The following is a 14,976-nucleotide window of genomic DNA, read 5'->3' as shown; positions in this document are numbered from 1 at the left end:
GGTACGCGCAGAATGCTTCCTCCCGCGTTTGTGCACGGTGACAATGCGGGAATGGACGACACCGAGCACGCACCCGGGTTCGCCGCCTCCCTGATGCCCCGGATCCCCGAACTGGCCGCCGCGACCGTGGCCCGCCTGACCGAGGAGATCCCCGCCTACCGGCTGCTCCCCGACAGCGTCCTCGGCGGCGATCTCGTCGCGAACACCGAAGCCGTACTGGAGCTGTTCCTCACCACCCTCGCCGAAGGCCGCCCGCCCGCCGAGCACGAACTCGCGGCGCCCGTGGCCTGGGGGGCCGAACGGGCCAGGGACGGAGTCCCCCTGGAAGCGGTGCTACGGGTCTACCCGCTCGGCGCCCGCCAGGCCTGGGAGCTCGCGATGGCCGGACCCGAGCCCGCCGCGGACCCGTACGCCCTGGTCACCGGCCTGCTGGCATTCCTCGGCGAGGTCATGCCCAAGGTGGCCGAGGCCTACCTCAGGGAACAGGCCGACCTCGACTGGGAACAGCGCGAGCACGGCCGCAACCTCGCCGGAGTGCTGCTCGCCGGCCGCCCCGCACGGCGCGCGGCGGAGCGGTACGGCCGCGTCCTCGCCGAGCGGTACGAGGTGGTGGTGCTGCGGCTCCCCGACCCGACCGGCGGCGCCACCACCCGCATCCTGCGCGCCGTCCGCTCCGAACTGGACCGCAACCCCGAGGTGCTGGCCACCTTCAAGGGCGACGGCGGAGTCCTGCTCGTCCCCGAGGGGCAGGACGGTGGGACCCGGCGGCTGCTCGCCCGCCTCGACGCGGCGGCGGCCCTGCGCTGCACGGCGGCCGCAGCCACCGCCGAGGACCACGCCGCGATCCCGCAGGCGCAGCTCGAAGCCTCCGAAGTCCTCTCCCTGGCCGAGGACCTGGGGCGGGCTCCGGGGATCTACCGGCTGGCCGACCTCGCGGTCGAGTACCAGCTCGTCCAGCCGGGACCCGCCCGCGAGGCCCTGGCCCGCACCCTCGCTCCCCTCGACGGGCAGCCCCATCTCATCGCCACCCTGCGGGAGTTCATCGCCGCCGGGTACCGGCGCGCCGAGGCCGCCGAGGCCCTCACCGTCCACCGCAACACCCTGACCTACCGGTTGGGCCGGATCCGGCTCCTGACCGGCCACGACGCCACCGACCCCACCGAGGCCGGCCGGCTGGCGGCCGCCCTCACCGCCTACGACGCGGTCCGCCGGAGCCGCCAGCGGTGAGGGCCGGGCGATTCGCCCCGGGCGATTCCCGTCAGGGGCGCGGGAGTTCCTCGCGCACGGTACGGGCCGCCGCGACCAGGTGTGCCAAGGAGGCACGGGTCTCGGGCCAACCGCGGGTCTTGAGGCCGCAGTCCGGGTTGACCCACAGCCGCTCGGCCGGGATCGCGGCCAGCCCCTTGCGCAGCAGGGCCGCGGCCTCCTCGGCCGACGGGATCCGGGGCGAGTGGATGTCCCAGACGCCGGGACCCACCTCCCGCGGATATCCGGCGGTGGCCAGTTCACCGGCGACCTGCATGTGCGAGCGGGCCGCCTCCAGGCTGATGACGTCGGCGTCGAGATCGTCGATGGCCCGGATGATGTCGCCGAACTCGGCGTAGCACATGTGCGTATGGATCTGCGTGTCCGGCCGGACCCCGGAGACCGTCAGCCGGAAGGACTCGGTGGCCCACGCCAGATAGGCGCGGTGTCCGGCCGCGCGCAGCGGCAGTGTCTCGCGCAGCGCGGGCTCGTCCACCTGGATCACCGAAGTCCCCGCCGCCTCAAGGTCGTTCACCTCGTCGCGCAGGGCGAGGGCCACCTGCCGGGCGGTGTCCCCGAGGGGCTGGTCATCGCGTACGAAGGACCAGGCGAGCATCGTGACCGGGCCGGTCAGCATGCCCTTGACGGGCTTGGCCGTCTGCGCCTGGGCGTACGAGGTCCAGCGCACGGTCATCGGATCCGGCCGGGAGATGTCCCCGGCGAGCACCGGCGGGCGGACGTAGCGGGTGCCGTACGACTGGACCCAGCCGTGCCGGGTGGCGAGGTAGCCGGTCAGCTGCTCGGCGAAGTACTGCACCATGTCGCTCCGTTCGGGTTCGCCGTGCACCAGGACGTCGATGCCCGCCTTCTCCTGGAAGGCGATCACCTCGCGGATCTCGTCCTTGATCCGCTCCTCGTAGCCGTCCGCGTCGATGACCCCGGCGCGCAGGTCGGCGCGGGCCGTGCGCAGTTCGCCCGTCTGCGGGAAGGAGCCGATCGTCGTGGTGGGCAGCAGCGGGAGCCCCAGCCGGGCGCGCTGGGCCGGCACGCGCTCGGCGTAGGACGGGGAGCGCCGGGTGTCGGCTTCGGTGACGGCCGCCGCGCGGGCCCGTACCGCCGGGTCGTGGGTGAGCGGGGAGTTGGCCCGGGAGGCCAGATCGGCCCGGTTGGCGGCGAGTTCGGCCTGGATGGCACCGGTGCCCTGGGCGAGCCCGCGGGCCAGGGTGGTGATCTCGGCGGTCTTCTGCCGGGCGAAGGCCAGCCAGCGCCGGATCTGCGGGTCGGTGTCCCGCTCGGCGGCGGCGTCCAGCGGAACGTGCAGCAGGGAGCAGGACGCGGCGACGTCCACGCGCCCGGCGAGACCCAGCAGCGTCCCGAGGGTGGCCAGCGACTTCTGGTGGTCGTTGATCCAGATGTTGCGGCCGTTGACCACGCCGGCGACCAGCCGCTTGCCCGGCAGCCCGCCCACCGCCGCCAGATCCGCGAGGTTCCCGGCGGCGGCCCCGGTGAAGTCGAGGGCGAGCCCTTCGACGGGGGCCTTCGCGAGGACCGGGAGGGCCTCTCCGAGCCGGTCGAAGTAGGAGGCGACGAGCAGCTTGGGCCGTTCGGTGAGCGCGCCCAGCTCGCGGTAGGTACGGGCGGCGGCGTTCAGTTCGGCCGGGGTGCGGTCCTGCACCAGGGCGGGCTCGTCGAGCTGCACCCACTCGGCCCCGGCGGCGCGGAGCGCTGCCAGCACCTCGGCGTAGACGGGCAGCAGCCGGTCGAGCAGGGTCAGCGGCTCGAAGCCGTCCGCGACGCCCGGCGCGGGCTTGGCCAGCAGCAGATAGGTCACCGGGCCCACCAGCACGGGCCGGGCGCGGTGCCCGAGCGCGAGGGCTTCCCCGAGCTCCGAGACCTGCTTGGCGGGGTCGGCGGTGAACACCGTATCGGGCCCCAACTCGGGCACGAGGTAGTGGTAGTTCGTGTCGAACCACTTGGTCATCTCCAGCGGCGCCACGTCCTGCGTGCCGCGGGCCATCGCGAAATAGCCGTCGAGCGCGTCGGCCGCCACGGCGGCGCGGTGCCGGGCGGGCACGGCGCCGACCATCACGCTGGTGTCCAGCACGTGGTCGTAGTACGAGAAGTCACCCGTCGGAACCTCGTCGATACCGGCGTCGGCCAGCTGCCGCCAGACCTCCCGGCGCAGCTCCGCGGCGGTCTCCCGCAGCGCGTCGGCGGCGACGCGGCCCTTCCAGTAGCCCTCTACGGCCTTCTTCAGTTCCCGGTTCGGGCCCTGGCGGGGATAGCCGTACACGGTGGCGTGCACGTCGGCGGCCGCGTTGTTCGAGGTGGTCACAGAACTCTCCTTCGCGAGTGTGTCCTAGGACGGACCCCGGTGGACCCGACAGGGCACGCGGACGCGAAGGGATGGCAGAAATGACGCCGACCCGCCCGAGAGGTCACCGGAATCTCCGCGCGAGGACGGTCGTCCTCACGGCGGGCAACGGGCAGGTCTTCGGACTCGCGGGCGCGCCTGCCCCCAGGGCTGACACCTACTGGCCGTCGCTTCCCAGATCCGTCCGGATCCAGTGCGTGTGACGGCGGTCGTTCCCACTCACCGCTGCGGGGCAGTCCCGGATTCCCACCGGGTTCCCTCTTACGACGCCTCCCGCCTGGAGGGCGGGGGCGAACCAGCTGCATGGGCCACACTAGACGAATAAGTCCGATGTGTTCAGTGATCGAATGCGACCGGCGACCGCATGGTCGGGGCGCCGGTCTTGTGGTTGCGCCAGATCGCGGCGTCCATGGCGAGGATGCGATGGGCGACGCGGACGCCTTGGGAGGCGGAGCTCGCGCCCGCGCTTCCCTGCGCACTGTTCGCCCTCCGCCCGATGCGGAGGACGATGGAGGGCATGGGTGAGCACGACTGTCACCTGCACGCCGACGACCGAGGCTGAGGGCACCCAGGCGATGCCGTTGTTTCCCCCGCCTGCTCCCTAGCCTCGGCCGCACCCACGTCGAACTGGTGGGCGGCCCGCTGGACGGCCTTATCAGCCCTTCCCGGATCGGAGAGCCGTGTGGGCGTAGGCCGAACGCCAGGGACGTCGCGCTACGGCCGCAGATTCTCACAGCCGCCTCGAGGGACGGTACGTCAGACCACCACCGTGGCACGGAAGACGGTGCCGGTTTGGGACAGTTCAACCTTTTCGCCCGCCGGTACGAACACCGACTCCCCCGGGGCCAGTGCCAGTTCCCCGGAGACCGGGGAGGTGGCCTTCGGGGAGCCTGCCGTGCACAGAAGGATCTGCGGGGCGGTGTCGGGGAGCACCCGGGGGGCGCCGCCGGGGGCCAGGACGAAGCGGGAGAGGCGGAATTCGTCGATGGGGGTCTCGTAGACCTCTTCGCCGTTGCCCTCGGGGCGCATCACTCCGGGGTCGCTGGGTGCGAAGACGACCACCTTCAGCAGCTCCGGGTTCTCGGGGAGCCGATCGCGATCCCGCACGCCAAGACGGACGCGGTGACCGCCTGACGGTGGGCTGCGCGCGGTCCGACGAGGGCATCGAGTGGGCGCGCTGGACGGGACGAACGCCCGGCCGATGTTCATGATATTGGTGTCGGAAGCGGCCGCCGGGCATGAGCGCGGGCCGTTGTCATGAGGGCCGCCAGGTGGGCCCCACAGCAGATGTGATCCAGTCGACACAGGAAACGTGCATCCATTGCCGGATACCAGTCGTCTGAGTGCACGTTCGACGTGGTCTTTCGGTATCCAGGAGGGGGGGGAGGCAATGATTTATCGGCATCTGAGGCGCCGCAGCGTGCTAGCCGGTGCGGCCGTGACGGTAGTCGGCGGCGCGTTGGGGGCCAGCCTGATGGGAACCTCCCGCGGGCCGTCCGGCTCAGGGCTGCAGACGGACCTGGTCAAGCGGGATCCGCTGGCCACCCCGACGGCGCGGGCTGTTTACGGTCTGCTCGCCGGGCTGGAAGCGGACGCGCGGGCCGGCCGGAGCCGCGGGACGCTCATCGGACAGCATGTCGAGCTGCACAACGAGCTCTACAACGCCCAGTACGGCGACCACCCGGGACTCAAGGTGGCGGGCTACTACTACCGCAAGCCCCAGGACATCTCGGGGAAGCTGCCCGCGTTCCTGGAAGTGGACCTCGGCCCCGGCTACCAGGAGGAGGGCTGGGGTGTGGGAGAGCCGCGGGACTACTCGCGGGCAGCCTGGCCCGCCCGCCGTGAGCACTGGACTTACACCAACGACGCCGTGGACCTCGCCCTGGGCGTGTGGCGCGGCCTGCCCAGGGCAGCCGACGGTTCGTACAACCCCGGCGGGACCGAGCAGCTGTGGAACGGGACAAAGGCCGCGCTGCCCGGCAACGGGGGCAAGCCTGCGGGCTTCGTCGGCATGTCGTTCCATCAGCCCTGGCCGGGCAGCCCGGTGAAGAGCTTCGAGCAGACGATGCGCCGCAACTCGCCGGCCGCCAAGGACCCGAAGTGGATCGACCGGATCCTCAAAGCGGGTACCGACGAACACCGGGCGCTACTGCTCGACCTCTCGTTCCTGGCAGACCATCTGGGATATCTGGCGCGGTTCGGAGTGCCGGTCCTCCTGCGCCCGTACCACGAGATGAATGCCCTGGGGGAGGAGCGCGGATTCTGGTGGTCCGGTCTTGAACCCGAGCAGTACAAGGCTCTCTGGCGCACTCTCTACGACTACTTGGTGGGGTCCCGGGGGCTGCACCATCTCATCTTCGTGTGGGCACCCTCCGCTTGGGACGGTGTGCATGGAAGTGACCCGTGGGACTTCTATCCTGGCGCGGAATACGTCGATGTGGTCGGGGTCGACGACTACAGCGGATCCCCGCAGCAGCCGTTCGGCAAGGGCCCCTGGACCGTGAAGTGGCATCGCGACCTGGAGGGTTACGGCAAGCCTCGCATCATCGCGGAGTCGTTTCACGTACCGGTCAACATGGCCCAGCGCGAAACGCTGACGCAGGCCCCCTGGGTGCTGTGGACGGTCTGGGGCGACGGGCTGACGGCCAGGAACTCCGAGGTCGACGTGAAGATGACGTACGACGATGTGCGGGTGCTCACGGGCGGGCCGGTCCAGCGGGCCCCTGGGGTGGATTGGGCCGGATTGCAAGGAAGCTCACACAACTAGCCTCCAGACTTGGGCCTTCCGTAACATTTTCTTTATGAAGATCTGAAATGCTGAATGAGTCTGACCAGTCGTGATCAGCTGGCCCGGGCGCTAATTGGGGAATTTAAAAGGAGGGTGGGGGAAGTTGACCGACGAGACGCCAAGAGCTCATCGTATTGCCGCATATGTCGCATTCGGGTGGGCGATAGTCCTGCTGCTGTGGGCCATCTACAACTGTTTCTGGCAGGTCGGCTTCGGTGAGTTCATGCAGGGGCTCGTCTACTACGGCGTCGGTGACGGCTCCGGAGCCTCTGAAACCTTCAACCTGAACTGGGCCCTTGTCTATACGGCCGGCGGTGTACTGGTTCTGCGCGGCAACACCCTGGGCCGCGGCATCGTCATCGGCGGTGCCGCCATCGAGGGGTACAACCGTCTGCGCAGCTTGACCGGCGCACTCTTCGATGAGAAGCAGAACGACTGGTTCACCTCCACCACTCAGGGCATCCTCAAGCTCGCCACGTTCGGCCTCGGCTTCGTGGTGACGGCCGCTCTGATCATCCTGCTCCTGCGGAACTTCACCGTCTACGAGCCCTGGCAGCCTCCGGTCAACCCCTGGACCCAGCAAGCCCAGGCTGTCCGGCAGGCCAACCAGCAGCAGGCGCCCGTCCAGCAGCCGTACGCTGCCCCCCAGCAGCAGCAGGCGCCCGTCCAGCAGCCGTACGCTGCCCCCCAGCAGCAGCCGTACCCGGCGAACCCGTACGCACAGCCTCAGCCGCACCAGCAGGGATACGGCTACCCGCAGCAGGCCCCGCACGGTTTCCCGCCGCAGGGCTATCAGCCCCAGCCGCCCCAGCAGTAGAGCCGCGTCGCGCCCGGTGAACGATCACCGTGTTGTCGCTGCGGCCAACCTTCAACGACCCAGAGAGCCTGACCACTTCTCATGTCTTCATCGGCCCTTCAGACCTCCAGCACCGGCACCCGGCGGGACGCCAAGATCGTGAAACGGCACGCGGACTGGAAGCCGAGCATCATGGCTTTCCTGCTGCCGTTCGTGGGTCTCCTCAGCTTCGGTCTCTGGGTCTACCAGCCGAACCCCAGCCCGCTCGGGTGGGCGCTCTCGGTGATCTGGTCGCTGCCCGCCATCGGCGTCATGGTCGGCTTCCAGGGCGTGCTGCTCATCCGGCGCCGGCTACGACGTGCACACGAAATGACTCCGGCCGCCCCGGTCGAGGAGGATGTCCTCATCGTGCTGGTGCCGACGATCGGCCGACACGACACCTACCCGGCCCTGGAACGGTCGGTGCTCAGCTATGTCGAGCACCTTCCGGCGTTCTTCCCACACATACGAGTCGACGTGCTCACCGAGGAGGGCTGTGAGGCAGCCGCCAGGATCGACGCGCTGGCGGACACCAGCCCGCTGATCCGCGTTGTGACGGTCCCCAAGGCCTATGAGACCGCCAACGGCACCCGGTTCAAGGCACGGGCAAACCACTACGCGCACGAGCTGCGGATCGAAGAGGGCGAGGCCCTCGACGACGTCTGGGTCCTGCACATGGACGACGACACCGGCGTCGGCCCGGACACGGCCGCCGCCGCCGCTCAGTTCATCAACCGTCAGCGCCGGGCCGGCGACGAAGCCAAGCACATGGCCCAGGGAATCCTGGCCTACCCGCGCGAGAACGCGGTGAACATGTTCACCTGGCTCGCCGACGCCGTCCGGCCCGCTGACGACATCGCCCGCTTCCGGGCCTTCACCGGCCTCGGCACCCCGGTCGCAGGCGTCCACGGCGAGCTGCTGCTGCTGCGTGCCTCCATCGAAGCGACCATCGGCTGGGACTTCGGCCCCAAGGCCATCGTCGAGGACGCCCAGCTCGCGCTGACCTTCTGCCGCAAGTATCCCGGCCGCAGCGACTGGTTCAACGGCCGATGCTACGGTGCCTCCCCTGCCAATTCCAGGGACTTCATCAAGCAGCGCGAGCGGTGGGCCTGGGGCCTGGTCGCCCTCTGCTTCAACCGCACCGTTCCATTCCGTTACCGCTGGTTCCTCATGCTCTGCATGGTCAGCTGGGTACTCGGGCCGCTCCAGCACGTCTCGACCGTCCTCCTCGTGGCCTGGCTGATCGGCGACTTCAACACCTCCCCGGTGACCCAGTCCGTGGTCGTGATGTGGTCGCTCAGCTTCGCGTACGTCATCTGGACCTACTGGGAGGGGCTGCGGCTGAACGCCTTGGTCTCGCTTGACGGCAAGCGCCGCTGGTGGGAGCCGCTCGCAGTGCTCGCACTCATCCCGGTGTTCTCCGTGATGGAGGGACTCGGCGGCCTTCGCGGGCTGATCAAGTTCATCAAGCGCGAGGAGAACAAGTTCGTCGTCATTGCCAAGCCCGCGTGAGTAACCGGAAGCACCCCTGATGAAAAAGAACAAGCGTTCCAAGGTCCCCTTGCTGGCTGTCCTCCCAGTGACGGTGACATCCCTGGTCATAGCCCTGCCACTGGTGATCGGCAATCATCCGCTGCGCTGGGAGTCCGGATCCCTCAAACCTCTCCTCGTCATGGGCGACTCCGCCTCGGGTAAGGGCGAGCGCCGGGGCAGCGGGAACACCGTGCTCGCCGACCCCAAGGGCCCGGAGCCGGACGCCAAGCCCCAGGCTGCGCTCAAGGTCTCCAAGCAATGGCAGCCCGGCATGCCCGAATGGGGTGTGCAGGTCTTCTGGGAGGACAAGAAGGAGCACAGCGACGAGTACATCGAGAAGAAGGCCCGCGAACAGGCCGACTACCTCGTAGGCCTCAACGCCAACTCCGCCGCCGTCTCCTTCCCCTTCTACACCGAGGGACGCACCTCGACGAAGCTCATGGCGGGCAAGAACACCCCCACCCCCGAGCACCTGTCGATCGTCCTGCGGGTCTTCCACGACGCCGGACTGCGCACCACCGTCCGGCCGATCATGGACGAGGCCGCCCTGACCCCGCCGGAGGGCTGGCGCGGCAACATCAAGCCCGCCGACAAGACGGCCTGGTTCACCTCCTACGAGATGCTCCTGACGCCGTATCTTGACGCCGCGCAGAAGGAGCAGGCCTCGACCTTCGTGGTCGGAACCGAGCTCAACTCGATGGAGAGCGCCCCCGGTTGGAAGCCCCTCATCGCCTCAGCGGAAAAGCTCTTCAAGGGCGAGGTCGCCTACGACGCCAACTGGGACAACTACGTCCGGGGTCGTATCGACGTACCCATCAACCGGCTCGGTGTCGATGCGTACTTCCCGGTGAAGGTGCCCGACGAGGCGAGCGTCGACCAGCTCGTGGCGGGCTGGAACACCTGGCTGGACAAGAAGACCAAGGGCCCGCTGCCGCGCATCATCCTTTCCGAGGCCGGCATCGCAGCGATGGACGGCGCCTACCAGTTGCCCGGCGACTTCTACACCAAGCGCAAGACCAACCCCGCCGTGCAGGCCAACTGGTACACCGCCGTCTGCAAGGTGGTCGAGCAGCGCAAGATGGCCGGCGTGTACTGGTGGTCGATCTACTTCGACTCCGACCCCAAGGCAGCCCCCACCGACACGGCCTCCGGACTTGACTTCGCGGGTCGGCCCGCTACCGAAGCAGCCATCCGCTCCTGCTTCGGGTCCTCCTACGCCGGTCCGGGTACCGCCCCCTCCCCGTGACCGACACAGACACATCGAAAGGGTCACTCATGACCGAAGCGATCCTTCTCGTGGGCGGCAAAGGGACCCGGCTGCGGCCGCTGACCACCCACACGCCCAAACCGCTCCTGAGGGTGGCAGGCGTTCCCTTCCTGACCCACCAACTGGCGCGCGCCGCCGAGGCGGGGGTCACCCGGCTCGTGCTGGCGACCTCCTATCTCGCAGAGCTCTTCGAGGCGGAGTACGGCGACGGCTCCACGCTCGGTTTGGAGCTGGTGTACGCCACCGAACCGGTGCCGCTCGGCACAGGCGGGGCGATCCGCAACGCCGCCTCTCTTCTCACCTGCGGCCCGGACGACCCGGTCTTCGTCTTCAATGGCGACATCCTCTCCGGCGTGGACCTGACAGCCCTGCGCGAGGCCCATACCCGGGCGGGGGCGGCCGTGACCCTGCACCTGACCCGGGTTCTGGACCCCCGCGCCTTCGGCCTGGTGCCGACGGACGGAGACGGCCGGGTACAGGCGTTCAAGGAGAAGCCCCAGACCAAGGCGGAGATCGTCACCGACCAGATCAACGCCGGCTGCTACGTCTTCACTCGCTCCGTCATCAACAGCATCCCGGTCGGCCGGGAGGTGTCCGTGGAACGGGAGACTTTCCCCGGTCTGCTCGACTCCGGGGCCCTGGTCCGCGGGTTCGTCGACGGCAGCTACTGGCTGGACCTGGGTACCCCCCAGGCATACGTCCGCGGTTCCGCCGACCTCGTCCGGGGTCTGGTCTCCTCGCCCGCGCTGCCCGGCCCGGTCGGCGAAGCGATTGTCCTGCCCGGGGCGACTGTGCACCCGCAGGCCGTCCTCACCGGGGGAACGGTGGTCTGCGAGGGCGCCGTCGTAGAGGCGGGCGCCATCGTCGACGGCAGCATCGTCCTGCCCGCCGCCCGGATCGCCGAGCGGGCGCGGGTCAGCGGCTCAGTGGTGGGGGCCAACGCCGCTGTGGGGGCCGGCACCACCCTCCAGTCGACAGTGATCGGCGACACCGCCACCATCGGCCCCGACAACGAGCTGACAGCTGGGTTGCGCATCGACTGCGGCGTACGGCTGCCCGCCCAAGCCGTACGAGCCTCCGCGGCCCCCTCGGTACTCGCATCCTGACGCCGTCACCCCAAAGGGCCCCGCACTCAAGCTGTGAAAACGAAGGTGCGGGGCCGGCGGCCTCCGCGGAGCCCGATGAAATCGGGCAGTTCTAGCGGTCGGCGGTACGGGCGGTCGGCCACCGGGCCGGAGCGGCGACCGGGACCGCGATCACATCTCGGTCCCGGCCGGATCCCCCTGCGGCCGGTGGTCCCTGGCTCTTTGCAGCCTCTCAGGCGATGGTCGCCGGGGTGTCCCGCAGGGTGACGTTGGCGTGGCTCTCCTGGAAGCTCTGGTCGGAGACCAGGGTCAGCCGGGCGGTGGACTGGAACGTCCCGAGAGTGGTGGAGCCACAGGACACCATCGTGGTCCTGAGTTTGGCGATGGTCAGGGCAAGCCCCTCGTTGAGGTCGCCGGCGTAGGGGACGTAGCCGTCGACGCCTTCCTCGAAGATCAGGCCCTGGCCGCCCTGGCCGTAGCGCTGCCAGTTGCGGGCCCGGTTCGAGCCTTCGCCCCAGTACTCCTTCACGAAGCCGTCGCGGGTGGGGAGCTTGGATCCGGCGGCCTGGTCGAAGCGGGCGAAGTAGCGTCCCATCATGACGAAGTCGGCGCCCATCGCCAGTGCCAGGGCCACGTGGTAGTCGTGCACCAGTCCGCCGTCGGAGCAGATCGGCACGTACTCGCCGGTGCGGTCACGGAAGGCGTCCCGGGCCGCGGCCACGTCCAGTACGGCGCTGGCCTGGCCGCGGCCGATGCCCTTCTGGTCGCGGGTGATGCAGATGGACCCGCCGCCCACGCCCACCTTGACGAAGTCCGCGCCGGCCTCGGCGAGGAAGGTGAACGCTTCGCCGTCGACCACGTTGCCGCCGCCGACCGGGATCTCCGGGTAGTGCTTCTTCACCCAGGTCAGGGCCTGGGCCTGCCAGTCGCTGTAGCCGTCGGAGGAGTCGAAGCACAGTGCGTCCGCGCCCGCCTCGAGCAGGGCGGGGACGCGCTCCTGGTAGTCGTGGGTGTTGATGCCCGCGCCCACGCGCAGGCGCTTCGCGCTGTCCACGGCCTGGTTCGGGAAGCGCTTGTTGTCCGCGTAGTCGGATCGGAACACCAGGTATTGCAGATGACCCTCGGTGTCCAGCACCGGGAGGCAGTCCAGCCGCTGGTCCCACAGCAGCGCGTTGGCCTCGGAGAGCGTGGTGTCGGCGCCCGTGTGCGGTAGGTCGGCGATGGCGGTCATCCGACCGCTCACCGGCCCGTCGAGGTCGTGGCGCTGGGGATGGAAGTCGCGAGAGGTCACCAGGCCGAGCAGGCGGCCGGCGGCGGTGCCGTCGTGGGTGACCGCGGCGGTGCTGTGACCGGTGCGTCGCATGACAGCGACCAGGTGGCTCAGGCTGTCGTCCGGGCGGACGTTGGTGTCGCTGGTGACGAACCCGGCCTTGAAGTTCTTCACTTGACGGACGGCTGCGGCCTGGTCGTGGATCGACTGGTTGTGGTGCAGGAAGCTCAGTCCGCCGTTGCGGGCGAGGGCGATCGCGAGTTCCGGCGTGCTCACGGCCTGCATGATCGCGGAGGTGAACGGGGAGCCGAGTTCGATCGCCGACCGCTCGCCCACGACGTGCCGAACCAGAGGCGTGGAGAGGTCGACCGTTGCGGACGAGCAGTCGGTCCGGGTTCGGTTCGGCAGGAGCAGGAATTCGTTGAACGTTCTTGAGACCTCGGCGATGATCTGTGCCACTTGTTTCTCCTGACCCCGTCGGCCGGGTCCCGTCCGCCCGGCCGTGAAGACCGCCCCAAGTCCCGGGCAGGCAGGTGTCGTCATGGCAGCCGTTGAGGTGCCGCGCACTACGGCAGAGCTCTGACCAGCCCGTGTCGAACCGGGTGCGGTTGATCGTGCACCCTATCGACTGCCCCCGCTGCCACACGAATCGGCTCCCTTTCACGGCGAAGAGCAGGCGGGGGCAAGGTGATTGCGTGCCCTCTCAGGTCAGCGGCCGCAGCCGGGACGGCCCGTGCACCGACGCGAGCTGCGTGCCCGATGCGCCCGACGTACCCGGTGCGGTTGCGCCGGCCGGGACGGCCGAACCGGGGGAGCCCGCCGGGGCGGCCGCCGCGTGCGCGGCGAGCGGGGACTTCGCGGCGGCGCCCAGGGCGCTGCCCGCCTGCCACGCCGCCCAGTCCAGGTTCCAGTCGCCGAAGCCGTTGTCGAAGGGGGCCATCGGCTCGCCGCCGCTGTTGCGCACCTCCACCACGTCGCCCTCCCGCACGGTGTCGAAGAACCAGGCCGCGTCCGCCGTGCTCATGCCCGTACAGCCGTGGCTGACGTTCTCCTCGCCCTGCGCGTCCACCGACCAGGGCGCGGCGTGCACGTACTCGCCGCTCCAGGTCACCCGGGTCGCGTAGAGGACGGGCAGGTCGTAGAACTCGCTCGTGCCCTTCTTGATCCCCACGGTGTCCCCGCGCATCCGGACCTTCTGCTCCTTGCCCAGGACGACCTTGATGCCGCTGCGCGTCAGGAATCCGGCCTTGCCGGTGGTCACCGGGATCGTCCGCACGGTCGTGCCGTTGCGCCGTACGGTCATCTCGTGGGCGGCGGCGTCGGTGATCGCCTCGATCCGGTCCGCGACGGTGAACCGCAGGGACTCCGAGGGCCCGCCGTACTGCCGCTCGCCGACCTCCACCCCGTCGAGCCCGCTGACCGCGTTCACCACGGCGTGCGCGGGCCAGTACGTACGGGGCCGGTAGTGCAGTGTCGATTCGTCGACCCAGTGCCAGGACCCTTCGACCGCCGGCTCCGAGGTCACCTGCAGGGCCCGCTCCAACCTGGCCCGCGCGGCCGGGTCGGAGGCGGGGACCGGGTGGCTGAGCGAGGCCGTGACGATCTGCCCCGCCCCGTACGTACCGGGCCTGGGTCCGAACTCGACGGTGAGCCTGCCGTCCTCGGGCGGGGGAGCGGTCCGGAACGCCATGGTCACACCCACCGGCGTACCCGCCGGGTCCTGGGCGCCGACCCGGACGGTGTAGGTCTCGCCGGCCCGCAACGGCTCGGTGTTGGACCAGCGGTGCCCCCGGGCGCCGAGTGCACCGCCCACGTAGCGCCCGTGCCCGTCGTGGACGGTGACGTACGTGAGCAGACCCGGTCCGGCGAGGGTGATGTCGAGGGGGCCGGCGGCGTCGGTGGGCAGCACGACCGTGTGCGCGGCGGCTCGGGCCGCACCCCGGGAAGAGGGATCGCGCACCACGGAACCGGCCCCGCGCGCGGTGGCCCGCACCAGCTTCTGTTCGAGCCCGCCGCACAGCTCGGCACGCATGGTCTCCACCGCACACCGCCGGGCACCCTCGTCCAGCACCCGGCCGACCAGCAGCTCCACCGAAGCCGCGGGATCGGCGTCCGCCCGGCTCCCGCCGTCGGGCTGCGGCGCGGCGGCGACCACGAGCAGCGCCCCGGCCGCCACCCCGGCCATGCTCCAGGTCCTGCCCCGTCTCCGCAGTCGTACTCGGTGTGTCGATGGCATCGTCGTCACGCAGCCCTCCCAGATAGCCCACGGCCGGATGACAGCATCAAAACGATTTCCGGGCAGACTGATGATCATGTGCTCGGCCGGTGGGGCCGAACGGGGACCGAAGAGAACTCGTACGGAGCACAGCCCGACGCGGTCCGGCTGGGGCCGGGCCGGGAAAGGGCGGGCCCGGAGAGGGCGGACGGCGCCCCAGGTCGGGACCTTCGCCGCCCCCGCCGCCGGACCCGGGATGTTTCGATGGCCAGTGGACCCGAGCGAGAGGACGCGACGGAGCGTTCCCCCACCGTCTCCCGTCCCCGTCCGGGCTCCCCGCCCCGGATCCGCGGGACACACCGGC

The 14,976-nt window shown here is 70.0% G+C and carries 9 protein-coding genes, 2 pseudogenes and 1 riboswitch; of the genes and pseudogenes, 6 read left to right on the top strand and 5 right to left on the bottom strand.

The genetic code is table 11. The features are described 5' to 3' along the window. Nucleotides 1-51: 51 nt before the first annotated feature. Nucleotides 52-1,227 (top strand): PucR family transcriptional regulator, encoded by a 1,176-nt coding sequence (locus OG490_RS01820; protein WP_330294495.1) that lies wholly within the window; start codon nt 52-54, stop codon nt 1,225-1,227. A 31-nt stretch (nt 1,228-1,258) separates the two neighbouring features. Here OG490_RS01820 and metE read toward each other — a convergent pair whose 3' ends face one another. The 3 genes and pseudogenes from metE to OG490_RS01805 all read right to left on the bottom strand — a co-directional run. Beyond that, nucleotides 1,259-3,580, bottom strand: coding sequence for a 5-methyltetrahydropteroyltriglutamate--homocysteine S-methyltransferase (gene metE, locus OG490_RS01815; RefSeq protein WP_330294494.1), 2,322 nt, complete (start codon nt 3,578-3,580; stop codon nt 1,259-1,261). A 133-nt stretch (nt 3,581-3,713) separates the two neighbouring features. Then, nucleotides 3,714-3,934: riboswitch (cobalamin riboswitch) on the bottom strand. A 21-nt stretch (nt 3,935-3,955) separates the two neighbouring features. After that, nucleotides 3,956-4,060 (bottom strand): annotated as a pseudogene (locus OG490_RS39080) (IS982 family transposase); the annotation flags it as partial. A gap of 315 nt (nt 4,061-4,375) precedes the next feature. Further along, a pseudogene (locus OG490_RS01805) lies at nt 4,376-4,696 on the bottom strand (mannose-6-phosphate isomerase, class I); the annotation flags it as partial. Nucleotides 4,697-5,093: 397 nt separating this feature from the next. Between OG490_RS01805 and OG490_RS01800 the strand changes: the two are divergent. The 5 genes from OG490_RS01800 to OG490_RS01780 all read left to right on the top strand — a co-directional run bounded on the left by OG490_RS01800 (nt 5,094) and on the right by OG490_RS01780 (nt 11,148). Beyond that, the gene (locus tag OG490_RS01800) at nt 5,094-6,386 is read left to right on the top strand and encodes a glycoside hydrolase family 26 protein (protein WP_330294492.1); all 1,293 of its coding nucleotides are present in this window, start codon (nt 5,094-5,096) and stop codon (nt 6,384-6,386) included. A gap of 124 nt (nt 6,387-6,510) precedes the next feature. After that, nucleotides 6,511-7,224 carry a hypothetical protein gene (locus tag OG490_RS01795; protein ID WP_330294491.1) on the top strand — a complete coding sequence of 238 codons (714 nt, stop codon included), beginning with the start codon at nt 6,511-6,513 and terminating at the stop codon, nt 7,222-7,224. 81 nt (nt 7,225-7,305) lie between these two features. Beyond that, entirely contained in the window at nt 7,306-8,754 is a 1,449-nt protein-coding gene (locus tag OG490_RS01790; protein WP_330294490.1) for a glycosyltransferase family 2 protein, read from the top strand. Between the two features lie 67 nt (nt 8,755-8,821). Continuing rightward, nucleotides 8,822-10,021 (top strand): glycoside hydrolase family 113, encoded by a 1,200-nt coding sequence (locus OG490_RS01785; protein ID WP_330294489.1) that lies wholly within the window; start codon nt 8,822-8,824, stop codon nt 10,019-10,021. A 29-nt stretch (nt 10,022-10,050) separates the two neighbouring features. After that, on the top strand, nt 10,051-11,148 hold the full coding sequence (locus OG490_RS01780) for an NDP-sugar synthase (RefSeq protein WP_330294488.1): 1,098 nt from the start codon (nt 10,051-10,053) through the stop codon (nt 11,146-11,148). Nucleotides 11,149-11,359: 211 nt separating this feature from the next. On the opposite strand, the gene OG490_RS01775 is transcribed toward OG490_RS01780, so the two are convergent. Next, the gene (locus OG490_RS01775) at nt 11,360-12,856 is read right to left on the bottom strand and encodes an IMP dehydrogenase (protein ID WP_330294487.1); all 1,497 of its coding nucleotides are present in this window, start codon (nt 12,854-12,856) and stop codon (nt 11,360-11,362) included. Nucleotides 12,857-13,100: 244 nt separating this feature from the next. Further along, on the bottom strand, nt 13,101-14,582 hold the full coding sequence (locus tag OG490_RS01770; RefSeq protein WP_330294486.1) for a L,D-transpeptidase: 1,482 nt from the start codon (nt 14,580-14,582) through the stop codon (nt 13,101-13,103). Nucleotides 14,583-14,976: the final 394 nt, after the last annotated feature.

Origin of the sequence: Streptomyces sp. NBC_00503 (assembly GCF_036346895.1) — a bacterium.
In the GTDB taxonomy this organism is placed as follows: domain Bacteria; phylum Actinomycetota; class Actinomycetes; order Streptomycetales; family Streptomycetaceae; genus Streptomyces.
This window is presented reverse-complemented; position numbering and strand designations above follow the sequence as displayed.